Source organism: Singulisphaera acidiphila DSM 18658, assembly GCF_000242455.2.
GTDB classification, from domain to species: Bacteria; Planctomycetota; Planctomycetia; order Isosphaerales; family Isosphaeraceae; genus Singulisphaera; species Singulisphaera acidiphila.
In genome coordinates this window covers 6,832,778-6,851,743 of sequence record NC_019892.1, presented here as the reverse complement: position 1 = coordinate 6,851,743, position 18,966 = coordinate 6,832,778, and the positions used below count along the sequence as shown (strand labels likewise).

Annotated in this window: 7 protein-coding genes; 2 read left to right on the top strand and 5 right to left on the bottom strand. The window is 58.5% G+C overall.

Going from position 1 to position 18,966, the window contains the following annotated elements; all coding sequences use genetic code 11:
- Positions 1-4 precede the first annotated feature (4 nt).
- Positions 5-4,327, bottom strand: a complete 4,323-nt coding sequence (locus SINAC_RS26865) for a tetratricopeptide repeat protein (RefSeq protein WP_015248721.1) — start codon at positions 4,325-4,327, stop codon at positions 5-7.
- Between the two features lie 1,166 nt (positions 4,328-5,493).
- On the opposite strand from SINAC_RS26865, the gene SINAC_RS26860 reads away from it, so the two are divergent.
- Positions 5,494-10,038: a PKD domain-containing protein gene (locus SINAC_RS26860; protein WP_015248720.1), complete on the top strand. Its 4,545-nt coding sequence runs from the start codon at positions 5,494-5,496 to the stop codon at positions 10,036-10,038.
- Positions 10,039-10,591: 553 nt separating this feature from the next.
- Here the strand turns inward: SINAC_RS26860 and SINAC_RS26855 are convergent.
- Entirely contained in the window at positions 10,592-11,779 is a 1,188-nt protein-coding gene (locus SINAC_RS26855) for an acyltransferase family protein (RefSeq protein WP_015248719.1), read from the bottom strand.
- A 1,001-nt stretch (positions 11,780-12,780) separates the two neighbouring features.
- On the opposite strand from SINAC_RS26855, the gene SINAC_RS40230 reads away from it, so the two are divergent.
- A complete protein-coding gene (locus SINAC_RS40230; RefSeq protein ID WP_015248718.1) occupies positions 12,781-14,541 on the top strand; it encodes an asparagine synthetase B family protein in 1,761 nt (586 codons plus the stop codon).
- A 195-nt stretch (positions 14,542-14,736) separates the two neighbouring features.
- Here the strand turns inward: SINAC_RS40230 and SINAC_RS39165 are convergent, their stop codons facing one another.
- The 3 genes from SINAC_RS39165 to SINAC_RS26830 all read right to left on the bottom strand — a co-directional run bounded on the left by SINAC_RS39165 (position 14,737) and on the right by SINAC_RS26830 (position 18,911).
- Entirely contained in the window at positions 14,737-15,591 is an 855-nt protein-coding gene (locus SINAC_RS39165) for a class I SAM-dependent methyltransferase (protein ID WP_161625833.1), read from the bottom strand.
- 187 nt (positions 15,592-15,778) lie between these two features.
- Positions 15,779-17,359, bottom strand: coding sequence for a lipopolysaccharide biosynthesis protein (locus tag SINAC_RS26835; RefSeq protein ID WP_237722760.1), 1,581 nt, complete (start codon positions 17,357-17,359; stop codon positions 15,779-15,781).
- Between the two features lie 343 nt (positions 17,360-17,702).
- Entirely contained in the window at positions 17,703-18,911 is a 1,209-nt protein-coding gene (locus SINAC_RS26830; protein ID WP_015248714.1) for an acyltransferase family protein, read from the bottom strand.
- Positions 18,912-18,966: the final 55 nt, after the last annotated feature.

The window sequence follows — 18,966 nt, the reverse complement described above, 5'->3', positions numbered from 1 at the left end:
AAAATCACGGGCTGAGCGCAGCGATCAGTTGGCGGTAGGCCTCGCGTTCGAGCGGATCGACGGCGTTCTCGTTGAGGCCCGCGGCTTGCGCCTTGCGGAGCGTTTCCCGAGCGGCGTCGCGCCGGTCGGAGCGCATTTGGGCTCGGGCAAGGTGAAAAATCAAGAGCGGGGAAGGATCGACGGCAACCGCTTCGGTCAGGTCCTTCAGCGCGGCATCGGGCTTGTTCATCGCCAGATAGACGAGTCCTCGCGTGTCGAGGGCCTCGGGATTCGAGCCATCGAGCGTGATGGCTCGATTGATGAGGTCAAGAGCCTCGTCCGCTTTCTCGCCCCGAGCGGCGAGCAGCCAGGCCAGGTTGTTCATGGGGCCGCCGGTCCCCGGCTTCAGGGCGATGATCCGCCTCATCAGCGCTTCGGCGTCGGGATAGTTACCTTGGAGGATCTTGAGGTTGGCAAGGTCGAACATGAGCAGGACTTCATCCGGAGACTTGCGGATCGCCTCCTCAATCCAGGCCGCGACGCGACGGCCTTCTTCGCCGTCTGCTTTCGTGGAGTGGAGAATTCTCAGTGCAGTGTTGCTGACCATGACCGGGGGACACGTCTTCCAGGCCCCCTCGCAAATGTCGAGGGCTTCGTGAGCCCGCCCGTGGCGACCAAGAAACAGAGCGAGGACGAGGACGGCCTTCGGATCCTTGGATTGCTCAACGAACTCGCGGGTCAACCGCTCGGCGGCGGACGTCTCGCCCAGTTCTTCGAGGAGGGTCGCAATGACCCCAACCTCATTCCGGTCGCTCTGGGCGCGGGCCTCAAGAACGGCAACCGCTTCGGGCCCCTTGCCTTCCTTCTGAAGCAAGCGAGCCTTGAGTTCGACGACCTGGAGGCTCTGGGGAGCCACCTGTTCCAGTTTGGCAACCCAAGGCCGAGCCTGGTCAACATCGTCTCGGGCCAGGAGAACTCGCGTGAGCGAATAGAGATAGTCCGGCTTCTCACCGTCGACAGACACCAGGCCGAGAAGGAGGTCCTGAGCCTTCGACCAGTCGCGGCCCGCAGCGTGGAGTTGGGCAAGCTGGTATTTCTCGAGGGGGGTGGGTGTCGACCGCTGCGCCAAGGCTTCGTAATCCGCAATCGCCTCGCGCCGGTGACCTGGACGTGAAGCCAGCAATAGCGCCTTGAATCGCTGATCTTCGATCAGCCCCCCCTCCTCAGCAATGTTCTTATCAAGCAGTGATGTCGCCTCGAGGAAAGATTGGGAGTCGCCGTTCGCCAAGCTGAGCGCCAGGCTCCGTCGGGCCGACGCAAGCACCTCTTGAGGAGCTTTGAGCTGTGGGGCGAGGACCTTGCGCAGCAACGCCTGGGCCTGCTCCGGCTGTTGGCCCCCCAGATAGAAATTCGCGACAGTCAGCATGGTCGCCGCGTCGTCCGGATGAGCCTTGAGAACGGCCGTGAATTGCTCCTCGGCCTTGGCACGATCGCCGATCCGCTCATAGCAACGCGCCAGCGTCAGCCCCACACGATCGGGGGGAAGCTGTTTCCGCGCCTGCTCGATGGCCTGCATCGCGGCAACCTTCTGATCGGTACCGACGAGGAACTGGACCAGAGCCAGCCAGACGTCAGGCTCCCCCCCGGCGATCTCGACGGCGCGACGAAGTTCCCCCTCAGCCTCAGCCGGCTTCTTGGCCGCCCAAAGCATCTGAGCAAGCCAGACACGGTCGCGATAATCCTTGGAATCCGGCGAGATCGCCTGGCGGGCCAAATCCAGCGCCTGCCCTTGGTCTCGATTCCGCAGGGACATCTCGGCAGCGAGTTGTCCCAGCAGACCAACGGGGGAAGCCCCCTCCAGGAGGTCTTCAACCAAGCGGTCGGCCTCCACGTTGCGGCCGCGTTCATTGAGCAACTGGACCACCCGGCGCACCACCTGCGGCGGTCGCTCGCCCCCGCGAATCGCTTTCAAGTAGTTTTCGATAGCCCGATCCGGCTTCCCTTCCTTTTCCGCGATCTCGGCCTCCAGGAGCGAGATCAGAGCCCATTCCGGCCGCTTCTTGGAAGCTTCAGCCAGCAGAGTTCTCGCCTGGCTGAGCAACGCCCCATTCCCAGGCTTTGCCCGCAAAACAAGGCGAGCCGCGTCGGCATAGCGCCAGAGTGCACCGTCCTCGCCTTCGATCTGCCGCAAGTGGCTCGACGAGCGACTGATGGAGTCATCATTGCCTTGGCGGAGGGCCAGACCGAGCAGAAGAGTCGCAAGCTGTCGGTCGTCCGGTCGCCGCTTGGCCGCGTCGGTCCAGATCCGCTCGGCTGCTTGGAGGTCTCCGAGACGGATGTAGGCATTCGCCAATCCATCTTCCAGGCGAGGCCGATCCTTGGGAGCAGCCGACTCGAGGGCCTGGGTCAACTCGCCCAGTTTTTTGCGTGCGTCGTCCCCCCCCTGCCTTCCCCAATAGTTCGCCCGCGCCAGGCGCAGTTCCAAACGATCCCCCAGCCGGTGCTCGGCTTCATCAAGGAGCGCGAGGGCGTTGTCCAGCTTCCCTTGCCCTTCCGCCAGTTGGATCAGCGAAATCCAGGGCTCGACCCGCTCGGGATGGGCCTTCTTCGTCACCTCGATTCGTCCTCGGGCCTCCTCGATCCGGCCCCGCTCCGCGAGGATCTCAGCACGCAAAAGCGGCACCTCGAGCGACGTAGGGGCCGCCTGCTCAGCCTGGTCCAGCAGCGTCTCGACTTCCTGCCAACGGGCAGGATCACGTCGTTGCTCAGCCGTGAGGCGTAAGTTTTGGGCGACCAGCAACCGCGCGAGGGTCGTCCGGACCGAGGGAGATTGAGGGAGGAGGCTCCGATACGACTCGATGGCGGCATCGGTCCGTCCCAGGGCCAGAAGCGCGGCCGCCTGCTCCAGTCGGGCGGGGACCCACTGAGGATCGAGAGCCAGCGCCCGCCGGCTCACCGCCAGGCGCTGCTCGGGAAGCCCGAGCCACTCGTAGCCCTGAGCGAGTAAGAGGTCCGCTTGTTTGGTCAGGCCGTTCAGTGTCGGTGTGCCAGCCATCAATGCACGGGCCTTTTCCAAGGTCCGAATGGCCTCGGGCCACCGGCCCTTTTCGATCAGCAAGCGGCCGTCGAGGTAATCGATGGGGGCGGTCAGAATCTCACTCTTCTGACGCAGAGTTTTGATCTCTCCGGCCGCTTCATCCAGCTTACCAGTCTGAATCAGCAGGTCGGCCAGGCTCCAGAGTAGATCCACCTGACCGGGCAAGGCCTTGAGACCCCGCCGCAGCGCCGCGGTCGCCTCGTTGGGTTGGCCCGCCTGGGCCTCGACCGTCATCCGGGCCAGATAGATCCGCACATCCGCTGGGCTGGACGACTCCGCCTCTTGGAGGAGCGTCCGCGCCATGTCAAGATTGCCCGCCAATCGAGCCGATTCCGCGTTTGCCAGCAGGACTTCAAACTCGTGGGGAGCCAGTTGTTGTGCCCGGGTAACATCCTCCGCCGCCCCCGCCAGCCGGTTCTCCTTACGATAGCGGGCTCGAAGCAAATAGGCCTCGAACGACTGCGGGTTTTTAGCAATCAGCCCATCCTTGAGTTCAATCGCGTCCATGACCCGATCGGCTTGGGCCGGGTCACTCATTCGTTCTCGAAGGAGAGCGCTGAGTCGCCCGTAGACTTCGATCCGGTTCGGGGCATGGGTAAGGGCAAGCCGGTAGCAAGCCGCGGCCTTCCGGTAATAGGCTTCGGCTTCGTCTCGTCGGCTCGTTCGTCCTTGATCCTCGAAGCAACGGCCAAGCAGTTCCTCAAGGGCGGGATCCGGACGCGTCAGGAGTTGTTGGAGCGCGGCCGGTGGTCCCTCCTCAACCTTTTGTTGTGAGAACGCGAGCAGTTGGGCTTCCAGACGCCGGCGATCCCCCTGACTCGGTAACTGACCGAGGCCGGGCTTGAGGAGTAAAGCGACGACCTGTTCGCTCGCCTCTTTCGGCCGCCCGAGCTCTCGCCCCAACTCCGCGGCCCGGCGACGGACGTCATCGCGATCGGGGACGCGAACAAGGGCCCGCTCCAAAACCATTAATGCCTTTGCTTGAGCATTAGTATCAGGTGAGTCCTTGGCAATGGTTAGCCCGTATCGTGCGAGGGTCTCTCCATCATCAGGGCGGAAGACCAGATAACGGCTTAAATACTTCTCAGCCTCATCATGGTCGCCTTTGCGCTCGGCCAGATCAGCCCGTTTGAGCAGCGCTCCGATATTGCGTTTTGCTTGCACGCCATGCACTAAGTGGACCGCTCCACCAAGCAAGACAGCGGCGACCGCGAGGCCGATCAATAGCTTAACATTCAGCCGTCGTCTCATGATATGCAGTATCCTCAAGGCGACCATTCCAAGCCCCATCGGGCCGGGAATGATATCCGGCAAGACGATTATAAGATAAGCGGTTCGCACTCAGAGCCGCCCATGGCATTGAATCGGGCGAATCGGGCGTGCCGCCAAGGCAGAGACCAACTCCACCGTCAACCCTCACCTCGGGGCCTTTTTTTTTGCGGATTTCAACGATCCGTCATCCCGGCCCCTTCCGACAACTCGCAAGACTTCACGGAGCTTCAAAACCCATTGCAATTCTTCGGAAAAGTCCCAGCTCTCATCAAACGGCAATCATGACAAATGCCAATCTCAAACTATGAGATAAGCTGTAGCGGATTTCCAGTGAATTCACCACAAGACGAGAAAAATCAACTCGATTCATTTCTATAGCAGCTTCAAGCACATTTAAGCTTACATCGGCCCGCAGCCAAGCTTATTTCAGCTCGCCGGTGGTTTGCCTAACTTCTCCAGAACTTGGGCAAAAGTCCCTTTCACGAGTTACGCCATTTCCGTCATTTGGTGACGAGGTTCATTGGGTCAGGGGCGTAGCATCTCGCGGAAGACCACCCTCCTCACCGACGAGGGCTCGGTAATCTGGATTGACCAGCACCACCGCACGAACCGGGATCACGCTGACAGTTTCCATTCTACGTTTGAGGGGGGGCAAAGCGGGTCCGAAAAAACGTCCGCCCCTCTGCATCAAAGTGGATGCAGGCATTGTTTCATGACTGTGCGTTGATTTTTCTTGGACACGACGGAATCGGTTCCTGCCGTCGGCCAAGGAGATGCGCCAAACTCAGGACGAGGCTTCCTGACTCAGTCGAAATTCTTCCCGGATGTTAACTCCATGACAAGTTTCATTGTGCGTTGAGGCTACTTGCAGATCGTGCATCGGTGACCTAGAGTTCGACCAGATTCGGTATCGATTCCCGTCCGAAACAATCGCTCCATCCTTCATTCGTCGGTCTCGTTCACGACATCTTAATCCAAGCAATACCAATCGCTCTCAGTCTCTCCATTGGATCGAGAGACGGGTGCCGATTCCAGTTTCGGTCTGCGCTCGATGTCTGCAATTTCGATTCTGTCCTCGGGAGCCCCCTCCTCGAGATGAACCCGATCAGACGCCTATTTCGCTCCGACTCAGAGGATTCATCGAAATGACAAAACCATCTTGGCGGAGCTTCCTACGATCGAAGTGCAAGGAAGTCTCGACGAACAAGCTCCGATTGCAGGTCGAGGCCCTCGAAGACCGACACCTTATGGCCACGGGGGCCGCTACGCTCCCAATCGATTTCGGCAAGATTGGTTCTGCCGTTATTCCAGGGACAATCCCCTTATCCAAGGCGGCCCCCTATAGCCCAACGCTGGGCTACGGTTGGGAGACCTCCGTCAAGGCAACCGCCCAAGCCATTTCCGCCCCGCGACAGCGCGGTTCCATTTCGGACTCCGAAAACAACTTCCGCGTGGATTTGCCCAACGGCCTTTATCACGTGACCGTCGCCGTGGGAGATCCACGACTTCGAAATCGCCTCTCCATCTGGGCTGAGGGACAGCCGGTAAGCTTGGTGCAGCGGGTCACCTCCCGGCAATTCGCGCAACCGAGCTTTCAGGTCGCCGTGACCGATGGGCAACTCCACCTGAAGTTCGCGAATAGCGGCAAAACGCGTTTGAATTTAAAGCCCAACGCGCTGACGATTCAACCCGTCCTGCTCGCATCCGCCGGCGCAGACATGATCGCCAAAGAGGGCGACAAGGTCACCTTCTCAGGGCAGACCTCCGGTGGTGCCGGTGCGACCTATGCCTGGGACTTCGGTGACGGCGAAAAAGCCACCGGCTCACTGACCCCTGAGCATGTTTATCGGGACAACAAGACCTACACGGCCACGCTCCTTGTGACCGATCCCTCCGGAGCCACGGTCCAATCGTCCACGACGGTCAACGTCGCCAACGTGGCTCCCACAGCCTCAGTCAGCGGGCCCTACAACGCTACCGCCGGCAAGGCAATCACACTGACCGGAGCGGCCACTGACCCAAGCCCAATCGACACCGCCGCCGGCTTCATCTACACCTGGAACTTCGGCGATGGAACGCCAAATATCAGCGGCAAGGGACTCACTAACCCAAGCCATGTCTACGCCAAACCTGGTACTTACACCGTCCTCGTCGCCGCTACTGACAAGGACAACGCCACAAGTCTCGCTGCATCCACCATCGTCAACGTCACCAAGCCCCCTGACCCCATCCTCACCGCCTCTGCGGGAGGCTCCTATTCCAGTCTTGAAGGCGCAACCAAGACGTTCACCGCCACCGCTGCAGGCGGAAACGGAATCTACACGTACACCTGGGACCTCGATAACAACGGAACCTACGAGACCGCTGGGCAGACTGTTGCATCCACCTTCCTCGATAACGGAATCTACATCGTCAACCTCCGCGTGACCGACTCCGCGGGCCAAGTCGCACTCGCCTCCGCTACGGTCAACGTCGCCAACGTGGCTCCCACGGCCTCAGTCAGTGGACCCTACAACGCTACGGCCGGCAAGGCAATCACACTGACCGGAGCGGCCACTGACCCAAGCCCAATCGACACCGCCGCCGGCTTCATCTACACCTGGAACTTTGGCGACGGAACACCGAATATCAGCGGCAAGGGACTCACCAACCCGAGCCATGTCTATGCCAAACCTGGCACTTACACCATCCTCGTCACCGCTACTGACAAGGACAACGCCACAAGTCCCGCCGCATCCACCATCGTCAACGTCGCCAAAGCCCCTGACCCCATCCTCACCGCCTCTGCGGGGGGGCCCTACTCCAGTCTCGAGGGCGCAACCAAGACGTTCACCGCCACTGCTGCGGGCGGAAATGGAATCTACACCTATACCTGGGACCTCGATAACAACGGGACCTACGAGGCCGTCGGGCAGACCGTCGCATCCACCTTCCTCGACAACGGAATCTACATCGTCAACCTCCGCGTGACCGACTCCGCGGGCCAAGTCGCACTCGCCTCTGCAACCGTCAATGTCGCCAACGTGGCCCCCACAGCCTCGGTCAGTGGGCCCTACAACGCTACCGCCGGCAAGGCAATCACGCTGACCGGAGCGGCCACCGACCCAAGCCCAATCGACACCGCCGCCGGCTTCATCTACACCTGGAACTTTGGCGACGGAACACCGAATATCAGCGGCAAGGGACTCACCAACCCAAGCCATGTCTACGCCAAACCTGGTACTTACACCATCCTCGTCACCGCCACCGACAAGGACAACGCCACAAGTCCCGCCGCATCCACCATCGTCAACGTCGCCAAAGCCCCTGACCCCATCCTCACCGCCTCTGCGGGGGGGCCCTACTCCAGTCTCGAGGGCGCAACCAAGACGTTCACCGCCACTGCTGCGGGCGGAAATGGAATCTACACCTATACCTGGGACCTCGATAACAACGGGACCTACGAGGCCGTCGGGCAGACCGCCGCATCCACCTTCCTCGACAACGGAATCTACATCGTCAACCTCCGCGTGACCGATTCCGCAGGCCAAGTCGCACTCGCCTCCGCTACGGTCAACGTCGCCAACGTGGCTCCCACCGTCTTCGGAAGTGGGTCCTACTCAGCATTCTTGGGACAGACCCTGACACTTCATGCCTCGGCCACCGACCCAAGCCCGGTCGATACTGCGGCCGGTTTCATCTATACTTGGGACTTCGGCGACGGTTCGGCCCCGATCAGCGGCCTGGGGCTGACCAGTCCCAGCCACGTGTACACAACGGCGGGAGAGTACACGGCAACGGTGACTGCCACCGATAAGGATGGAGGGGTTAGCCCAATGATTTTCACCATGGTCACCATTTTCAGCCTGAGCCCGGTCAATGGATTGGCAAATCTCGTCCTGACCCCCGGCTGGGCCACCTTCGGCCAGGTTTTACCACAAGGTGTCGCCCATGATGGCTTGCAACTCGGAAACCTGGTGACCCAGACCGACGTCAAGACCACCTGGCCCGACGGCTCGATTCGCTATGCCATCGTCAGCGCCGCGGTGCCTGTGACGGGTACCTACGTACTCACTGAGGCCACCCCGCGTGTCGGCAGTTTCATTCCGACGATCCCGGACGCGTCCGTCCGGTTGACCATCGGCGGAGTCCTTTACACCGCGACCCTCCCGAAAGCGAAGTCGAGCGATCTCTGGCTCAACGGACCTCTCGTGACAGAGTGGCGCACGACCGTCGCCCCTGTCGACCCGGCCGGCAAACCCCATCCCTTCCTGCGAGTCATCTTCGACACGCGGTCTTATCAGGACGGCCCAGATCGGCTGGACGTGACCGTCGAGAACGTCCTTGATGTGGCCGGGGCGACGAAGGTCGACTATGACGTGAGCATCGCCGCCGGAGGACAAACGCTCTTTAGCCAGGCCGGCGTGACCCAGTACTACCTGACCCGCTGGCGCAAGGTCTTCGACCTTGGCCTGAACGAGTCGCAGGTGATCCATGATTTCGAGCCGTTCTACGAGGCCGGTGCCCTGCCACGCTACCTGGACACAATCACAAATCAGACCTATTCGACCACGGGTGATACCTTCAATATCCTCGGGCGTGGCGGCAATACTTACGATGCCATGGGGGCCGCAGGCGGCCGACCCGAGCTTGCCCCCTACCCCGACTGGGCGGCGCAGTACCTGGTCTATCAAACGGCCAGCCAGCAGGACTACACACTTGCGAATGGAACGCTCGCCGGATCTTGGCCGGTTCACATTCGCGAGGCTGACGGCAGCCTTGTCTCGATCGACAACCGCCCCAACTTCTGGCTCGATACGCGGGGGCAAGGGCCGTATTCGTATGTCCCGGTCAGTGACCAGCCCAAAGGTGATCTCACCGCCGCCAGCACTGGCCCGCTGACGCCCGATTTGGCGCACGTGCCGTCCCTGGCTTACATCCCTTATCTGGTCACGGGCGATCGTTACTTGGCCGACGAGGTAGCGTTCTGGGGGAACATTGGCCTGATCAAATCCTGGCAAGCCGCCGTCTCGAATGGGCCGACGCTCGGCGGGCGGGGAGGCGCGTTGGGAATCGTCGGCACAGAGCAAGTAAGAGCAAGGGCGTGGGCCTTGAGGAACCTGGTCGACGCTGCCGCTTACCTGCCCAATGCGGACCCTGCGAAGAACTACTTCAGCGCCAAGGTCAAGAACAACCTTGACTATTACAATACCTACGCTCAGAACCACGTGACTCCGTTGGGGACGGTTTTCGAGCAGCCCATGTACACCACCTCGCCGGACATGAGCGTGTGGATGAATAACTACTTGGCATGGTCGATCGATCACGCCAATGAGCAGGGCTTTACCGGAGGCCTGCTCCTGAGAAACCGAATCGTTGATTTCCAGCTCAAACTGTTCACCAGTGGTCCGGCCTATGCTCGCGAGCAAGCCGCACCTTACTACCTGACTGTCGGGCGCATCCTGCCGGGAGGTACTTGGGAGTACTTCGCAACGATGGATGATCTTTTCAAACAGAATTTTGGCACCACCCAAAGCACCGAGCGTCCATTCACTGGGTACTATGGCACGGACGCACGGATTACGCTCATTTTGGCAGCGAACCAGGGTCTGGCCGGGGCACAAGATGCCTATGACTGGCTCACGCCGCAGATCCTGAGCGATATCAAGAGTCGATCGGGATGGGCAATCGCTCAGAAGAAACCACAGTGACACCCCGTCCCCAAGGGACGAGGCCCAGGCACGTCTCAACGTGAAAGCCAGAAAGCAATCACTCGTTGAGACTTGGCCAATACCGTCGTGCAAGGGACAAGGGCTCGCCAATCGTCGGCGGGCCCATAGTCACTCCAGTTTCTCTACAATGATTAAGCGTTGCCGAGAGAAGCAAAGTTCTCGAAGTTTCCAAATTCGAGGGGAGTGGCTTTGACAGCCTGATCAATGAAAACACTCACGGTGCTCCCCCATCGTAGCAGTATGGGGATTCGCCGTGAGTGAGATGACATTTTCCTGGCTACCAACCCAACTGCCACAGCTCTGTCAATCGCGAGAGCCTGACCTTTTCCTCTCAACCTCGCAAATGCTTGGAAGATCTTGGCGCAGTTGAAATCCCGTAGGATGAATGCGGTTTACCTGCGAGTTACTCACCTCAAAGCGGTTGTGGTCCGCACTCGGACTCCAAGCTTCTGGCCCACGCGCCAGGGGCACAAGTAACGGATCAGAGCCACTCAGTTCGCTCGGCCAGTGGTCCACTCAAACGAAAATTGCTCTATTCAATCGGTGAAGGAGTGATTGAGGGAAAGCTCTGCTTTCCAACTCTCAGCCTCCCGTTGAACAAGAAGCCGAGCAAAGGAAACGGGGCAATTACAAAGCGATGTATCCCGAAAGTTAAAATAAACGTCAACAACACGATAGCAAGAAACTTTGTCCACGCTGTGATTGGTAGTCCTAACAAGGCAATGCCCAAGCCGATCACAATGACGTGGTGAAACAAATAGATTGTGTACGAAGCATCGGCGAGCCGGCGCAGGAAATGATTCGGGCGGTCGATGAATCGTTTCCCTGTTTGTAGACAGATAAGTGCGCCAGCCCACGACAGAGAAGCATCCGCATACAGCGTCAGCAAAGGCAAACTTGTACTCACCTTTGCGATGATCGCAATGATCAAGAGGACGATCGACCATACCACAAGTTGCCGGTCTCGGACTTCGTCTGAGCCTGGTCGGTAGATGGCTCCGAAGGCGAAGAAAAGGGCATAGGTTGCCAGCCGATGCGCATCGAGCAAGCCCCAGAAGAGAAGCCGGTAGCCGACCGCTCGTCCCATACCGACGGCAAAGGCTTGAGTCACGATAGGCATCATCAGTACGACGGTCCCCGCGAAAATCGAGGGTTGCGGGAACCGCAACAACAAAGGCCTCAGCATAGCCAATACGTAGCAGTAGATGAGCAGGTCGACAAGGAACCAGAGGTGTGAGAGCCAGCCCGCCTCTGAGAGGTAGTCAACGAATGGCCGCTGCCCGTGCCAGGCAAGGAGCCAGGTTTGTGCCGAGTTCAGAAGCACCATGGCCGAAAGGCAAGGCACTGCAAGCCGGATGGTCCGCGAGCGGAGGAAGTGGTCCACTCCCTTACGTTCCAGCACAATGATGGAAAGGAGGCCAGAGATCATGAAGAAACAGGGGAGGCGAAACGAATGGATCACGGCGGTCAATACGCCAAAAAAATCGCCTCGCTGCGAGTCGGCGACTAACCATCGCCCTTGGGGGGTATAAATATTGGCCGCATGGAGGACGACTCCAAGAGCCATCAGGAGACCCCGCAATGCATCAAGATGATGAAAGCGTGAAACGTTATCCGCCTGGGTTACCCTATTCAAAGCCTTGGCTCCTCGTGGCCGATTCTGGCGGTGCACAAAGATCAGTTCAGCACAGCCAGCAGGCCATGGGTTCTCGTTGTTCATTGGCATTTCTCCCCTTGGAACCAGTCGTCAGAGGACAAACGCAGTTTGCCAGACTTCGGGCGTTGCTGAACTGCTCTTTGGGTACCGCCTTAGCTTAGTATTATGAGATGAAGAAAGCATCTCGTCGAAGAATCGGCGGCCCGAATATCAATCTGAATCCAGGAATCATCCCTATTTAATACTTCCGCGCTTTCTGTATGTGACTGGTGCGTAACTGACCCCTGATCCGGCCCATAAATGATCCATAGAATGGAGCAAATAAAAAAAATGGCGTATCCTTGGTAAAGACTTACCAACGCCAACATGACCGATAAGGAAAAGGTGGCAGCCGCCGTGAGCCAGTCTACCGCTGAGCTCCAGGCCGTGCCAACCTACGTTCCGTACTTCTCAGCAACAGTTTCAAGTCTCGCGCAAGCTTACCGGGCGGCCCCAATCAACGAGAGTCGCCGGTAATGGCGAAGTGAGCGGCAAGTTCGCCGAGCCCGGCGCCGACGGCCTTGCGGATAGCCATCGCCAGGTCGTCAATCACAGCCTGCACTTCGGGCGACGGGCGGCATGATTGCCTCTGGACACAGAGCGACGTTTTCGTCACTTGCGACCCGCAATCGCTTCCTTTGTGCAAAAAATCCACCAACTATTCAAGATGCTCGTCGCTCTCGGATGTCACCTTTACTTCTCACATGATCGAGAGTAGGCTGGTCGTGGAGGACACCTTCGCTTGCACTATGATCCACACGTGCGAATCTCAGCAGATTTGAAAGGTGCACAGGCCGGGATCGGCCAAAGGGAGTCGATGACCTGAGCCTTATTTCTCTTGGGCAATCGGGGCAAATCGTTCTCGGAACTGGAGCCCCTGTCATGGTTCCAAGACGATTTCAAGGAGCCCACATGCGGTGGACCTCCCCAACCCTCTCCTTCGACTCCAGGTAGGATTCATCCCTTTGGTTTCGTTGGCCTGCTGTTGAGAGAACTTCCTGACTATTCATAAGGTTTTTCTGCAAATGTCCACATTTCTTGCTTTTATTGCCAAACGATCTCAGGATGCTGCCAAGACCTTCGCTACCGATGTCGAGACGGCCCAGTCTGTAAAACGGCGTTCTGTGGATGTGATAAGGGTTAATGCTGCCCTAGGCATGGCGGCCTTCAAGCGAATGGACGGCAGTGGCAGTGTGTTTACAGAGGACGCCAATGGCAATTGGCTGCTCATCGCCGGCACATGCATACCCGCCAGCGCGAAACTACGCGACCCCGCATTTCTCCTGGCGTCTGCCTTGGATGACCCATACAAACTTGCACGTGAACTGGATGGTTTTTTTGCTCTCCTTGTTGGGGAAGCGGGACCAAACCCCAAACTCCATGTCATTACCGACCCGAATGGCAGCTTCCATGTCTACTCTCGGGTCGTGGACTCGGGTGTATTCGTGTCGAGTTCATCGCTTGTTCTCGCCGCAACTCGCCCCGTGAGTATCGACCCTGTGGCCGCTCAAGAATTCATTGCCACAGGGGTAATCTACGAGGAACGTAGCCTCTACTCGGGTGTCCGAAAACTGCCACCTGCGACAGTTCATGAATATACACAGGATTCACATCGAGCAAAGAATTACTGGAGTCCCTTCGAATCACGCACTGAACGCGAATCAATGCTCGAGTCGGCCGACCGACTCTGGGAAGCTTTGACAGCTGCGGCAAAATCGGTGACGGGTATTGCCTCATCGCCTATCTGCGACCTTACAGGCGGCTATGACTCGCGCATCCTCAACGCAGCCTGCAAGCATGCCGGAATGGCGTTCACAACAACCGTCTCTGGGGGGCCGTCTACCCCGGACGTGCTCATCTCCCGCAAGCTTGCCCAGGTGCTCGATGTTCCCCACTCTTATACTCCCCCCGTGGCCCAGGAACCTCATTCCATCGACGAGGCAGTTCGACTCGGCGATGGAGAACTCGATGCTACAGAATATGCATGTGTTTACGAGGTCCACAAACGACACACGTCTGGGTTTGATTTCAGCTTCAACGGTTCTTACGGTGAGGTGGCTCGCGGTTATTGGTGGGAGTTGCTCGACCGGGATCCCTCGGTCATCCGACCGCTCGACATCGATCGGGTCGCGGACGCTCGTTTTGTGGGCCTGACATCGTCGTCCGGACTCTTCTTGAAGGACAACCGTATCGACCTTCGGTCCCATTTCTCCGGGGTCTTGCGCCGTACACTTGAGAGCCAAATAGACAGATCACTTGCATCGCAAATGGATATGGCCTACATCAGAATTCGGATGCAGCGATGGCAGGGGCGAATCGCAAGTGCCACAGACCAGGTCCGTCCCTGCCTTTCGCCCCTAGGATTGCGCAGAGTTCTTGATGTCGTCCTCTCCATCCCTCCGGCCCATCGCCGTCGGAGCCGGGTCGTTCGCCATATGCTCGACCGCCACGCCCACCGGGTCGCAAACGTACCTCTGGAACATGGCTATCCCGCAGTACCGTTCAAGATCCGCAACGGCCATCGGTTCGCCCCCTTGCTTGGTTACTACGCGAGCCGCGTCGCCGCACGAGTTCTTCCACGCCGTGCAGGGCTTGGCTCGGGCGTCCAAACAGGACTGGCGAACGATCGTCCCGGCGACATCGTTGCCATCCCGATTTTTGACGAAGCCGCATTGGCCAAGTTCTTCTCCAACGAGAATGGATCCCGTGGTGATTTTGGAGCGATGTGCCGACTGCGCACGATCGAAGGCGTGCATCAGATTCTGTCACGTTCCTCCATCGATTAAAATTCAAGCATTACTAACACAAAAAAAGAATCACGAATGCACGACCCAAGCCCAAGTGACATCCGACGGTAAACAGCTGAGAGGACCATGTGATAGGGGATGCTCAGGGTTGCACACCGGCGCCACTGGTCTGCTCCGCGGCCGTGAGAAGCCCAACGCCCCGGTGAACACCGGGGCATTGGGCGTGATGACCTGTCACGGAACGGTGATCTCGTAGGCCACGCACGAGCAGAAAAAGTCGGGCCGGAGCCGAACCAGCGTCCGCTTCAGCCATGCCAAGCGCCTGCCGGTAAACGGTTGGATGTCCCGGCGGGCGATCACAAGTCCCGCACTTCGCAGAACCCGCTCGAACTTTTTAATCGTGAGCCGGTTCAGATCGGTGAACCGGGTCACTCCCCGATACGGATTCTCGACGCGTTGTCCATCGGCGTCGAAATGCCAGATACGAGGCCGAAACTTAGGATTGTCGTAGATCTTGGCGCACACCCGCATCAAGGCTTCGTCGTTCAATAAAGCGTGAACCCACGGCAGCGGGATCATCGTTTGGAGATGATGGCCGTATGGGTGCCAGTACACGCTCCACCAGATCAGAACGCGTCCGCCTGGTGCGAGCACACGCCGCCACTCGGCAACAATCCGCTCGTACTCCATAATATGTTCGAGCACATCGAAGCAGAGGAGTACATCGACGGTGTGATCCGGGAGGCCGATAGCCGACGGGTTCGTTTCGTGGACGATGCGGAGATTTGTGAGCCCGAGGTCCGCTCGCCGATGCTCGGCCTGCGCCGCATCGCGTTGGGAGAGTTCCGTCCCAATAACCTCAGCCGCACCGGCGGAGGCGGCAAAAAACGACAGGTCGCCACTCCCACAGCCGAAGTCGAGAACGCGCCGGCCACGTAGGGAAGAGACATCGAAAAACTTTGTGAACTGCGATTCCAACTCACTTCGGCGCCAGTGCTGATAACCAGCCTTTGAAAACGTCGCCTCCCGATGAGAGAGTTCTGAAGCGTTAGCTGGGGAATGCGCACGCATGGACAGGCGATAGATCACATGCTCAACAAAACGTGACAGCATCGTGCAATAGCACTCCCAACGTGGATCGACTAGCCGACTCGATGATGAGGACCTTGTTTACCAGTCCAATGCGTAGACCCAGGTCACCCTGACGGCGGCGGCGAGGAGGACCGTACAGTCAAACGTACCTGACAATCCGAACGGTGTGACTGATCGTTGTCGGTTAGTCATCGGTTCCAGCCCTCTCCTCCCCAAGAGGCTGTACCGAGGCGAGGGTGGGTTCGGCGGCTGTCGTATGCCCTCCCAGCAAGGCCATCGATTTGCTGAGGAGTTTGCGAAGGATATCGGCCAGAGTCTGGGTCTCGCCGTCAGTCGGGAACCGCAAGGCCCAGAGGAGGACCAGGAACAGACCTGAAGAGGCGATCCCCAGCGCGATTTGCGTCGTGATCCTCGAGGGATGAAGGAGCACGCTCGGCAAGACCGCAAGTGCGCCACAGACGAGGATTTTGGCCCATCGGCCGTACTCGTATTGGAAAGGGCGAAGCCGCTGGCCCTTCCAAAGGGCGAAGGAGGCCATAAGTGCGAACCCCAGGAGGGTGGCGGCAATCGCCCCCCAGAGTCCGAAACGTGGAATGAGCGTGGCATATGCCAATAGGCAAGACCCCGACCCAACCCAGGTCACCTGAGCGACGAGTGCCGGGCGGTTGATCAGCAGAAAAGTATTGGACCAGTAAGTTCCCATCCCCCGGACCAGGTAAGCCAATCCGACCCAGGGTACGAACAGAGCGGCCTGCCGGAAACTAGGCTCGACCAGAATCGCCAAGACGGGGTCGATAAAGACCGTGATCAGCAGTACGAGGAATGTCTGCCCCAAAAGCAGGTAGGTGGCCCCACGAGCATAGGTCTGTTCCCCACGGGGACGCAACACGATCCCAATCATCTGGGAGTTCCAGTAATTGAAGAAAGGGATGGTGGCGAAGGAGACCATCATGCCGAGCTTGTAGGCCAGCCCATAGAGTCCAAGATCGGTCAGGGTCACCGCCTTGCTCAAGAACAGACGGTCACCGAAGTGAAGGATGACCTCACCAGCCGTGCTGATCCCGAGGGGAAGACCGTAGAGCACCATCTTCCAGAGTGTCGGCGGGTGGAACAGTGATGGCGAGTTTTCGGCCAAGGTCACCCGAGCGAAGAATATCGTCAAGCAGCACGTCGTGATGAGACTGCTCCACGGCATGGTGCTGACTCCAAACCCGAGTGCGGTCAGGAACACGACGTTCAGCGTCACGTTGAGAAGAACTCGGCCGATGGTGATCATCATGAACGCCTGCGCCCGGTTCTGGAGCCGGAGGGAGGAGAAGCCAAACTCGGCGGGGAGACTGAGGCCCAGGCCGACTAAGACGATCCGGACGAGCCCTTCATAGGTCGCCGAACCGAACACAAGGCGACTGATTCCCGATGCGAAGACGACGCCGGCAATCGCGGCAGCCATCCCGAAAATCACCGTGCCGAAAAAGGCGGTGATCACATTGCGGCGCCGCTCGTTCTCGTTTTGAGTGTGATGGTAATAGTAAAAAAGGGCCGTGCTCAACTGGACTGACACAAGCAACGACGCCAGCGTCAAAACGAGTTCGAGAAGTTCGAGGACACCGTAATCCGCCCGGGTCAGGTATCGGGTATACAGGGGAAGCATCAAGATGCTCACCACCCGCTGTACGACGATGGCGACTGAGTAATAACTCGTGCTCTTGAGCATCTGCCGAACGAGGCTCTGGTTCCCTGCAACCGCAGTCGCCGTATCAGCCATAACCAATTCGAGTCCCTTGGTGAAATCCAACGTCACTCAGCCGCTCGACCCTTCATGCGTCGAGAAGCGGGCTTGCATCAACTTCAGTGCCGTCTAACCACAAAGCGTCAAGTAAAGAATTCGGAAAGCAAGACAATTCTACACTTGGCTTTTTCACTCAATCGCTCACACAAAACAAAAAATGTTTATCATAAAACAAAAAAACATCGCCGCACAATTAGTTATCAAAAAAATCAACACAACACAATTGCAAAGTCCATAAGAATCGAGACTGATTAAGCTTGAGTGGCAGATGCTTTGGTCGAAACCTTCAGGAGCATTGACGCCTCCTGCTCAGTGGGCCTTATTCACTCGGGCAAGCCGTTGCTTCAGCCTCTCCCATCATGCTCGTGACAGGGTTCACCCCAAGGATTGTGAGCCTCGTTCGCGGATCGAGACGCCTTGATTCAGCGACCAGCCACCGCCCCAAGGCAATCGATGGCAGTTCGACCCATCGGTGAGCGACGATGGCCACCGCCAAGCCAAGAATGATGGAGGCGGGCAAGATGATGACCAGGGAATATTTCGGGTAGGTCAAGTTGACAACCGTCAGCAGAACGACCGCGTGCCAAAGATAGAGACTATATGAGATTTTTCCTAAAAAGACTGGAATGCGGGAACGCAGCGCCGAGCCTGCAAGCCGCGACCCGAGCGCTCCAACAATCAGCATGACCGACCCCAGGAATACTGCATAATCGTCCGCCGGCCCCACGTGGAGCACGCTAACCCCTTGCAGCACAAATTCAAAATCATAGAGCACAAGGGCAGTGGCAACCCACGCCAGACGACTGGCGGCTGAGAGCGAGCCGAAATACTCTGCCAATGGCACCCGGTAACGCGCCACCGTGGCTCCGAGCACGAACGCGAGCAGGTAGTGGACCGTCAGCAGATAGTCTCCATAGGAGTTGCCGACCATCCGGTAGGCCATTTGGGCGCACAGAGACACGGCAGTGAACCCAGCGACAATCGACGTCATCCGCCACTTCAGGACTGGAATCATGAGAAGCGGAAACACGAGCGAAATCCGCATCTCATGGACCAGTGACCAAAGTACCGGGTCATAAACCTCATTCCTAAAACTGGTCACGAGCAATGCATGGCCGAGAAGCAGTTCGGCAGTGGGGGGCGTTGTCCAAATTTTATTAAACCACCGACTCAACCCAGAAACGCCGCCCTGTGAGACGAGCAGGTAGAGAGAAAGGGCTCCTATGACCGCGACAAGATAAGGCAGGTAGATCCGGCAAATACGTTTAATCAGATAACGAGTGTAGACCGGATTGGTGCCAAGGTGGAACGGCAACGACAACACGAAACCGCTCATGACGAAAAAGAGAAGGACGGCCGCGTGCCCGTCCCAGAGGATATGGAGCGGAAACGCGGTGACGGCCCTCGAGAGAGGTCCCAAAGCCTTACCGGCAATCGCGGGCAGCACCATCAGATGGTGGTCAACCACGACGCTCAGAGCCGCAAGGCCTCGGATCGCGTCGAGTTCTTCATATCGCCGGGAGGGCATGAGGCGGCCTCAAGCTTGCCAGTGTCGATCAGAATCAGCGAACTCACCTGCCCAC

Bases quoted from the DNA above. Each gene is read 5' to 3' on its own strand.
- SINAC_RS26865 (WP_015248721.1), bottom strand. From the start codon at position 4,327: ATGAGACGACGGCTGAATGTTAAGCTATTGATCGGCCTCGCGGTCGCC.
- SINAC_RS26860 (WP_015248720.1), top strand. From the start codon at position 5,494: ATGACAAAACCATCTTGGCGGAGCTTCCTACGATCGAAGTGCAAGGAA.
- SINAC_RS26855 (WP_015248719.1), bottom strand. From the start codon at position 11,779: ATGAACAACGAGAACCCATGGCCTGCTGGCTGTGCTGAACTGATCTTT.
- SINAC_RS40230 (WP_015248718.1), top strand. From the start codon at position 12,781: ATGTCCACATTTCTTGCTTTTATTGCCAAACGATCTCAGGATGCTGCC.
- SINAC_RS26835 (WP_237722760.1), bottom strand. From the start codon at position 17,359: ATGGCTGATACGGCGACTGCGGTTGCAGGGAACCAGAGCCTCGTTCGG.
- SINAC_RS26830 (WP_015248714.1), bottom strand. From the start codon at position 18,911: ATGCCCTCCCGGCGATATGAAGAACTCGACGCGATCCGAGGCCTTGCG.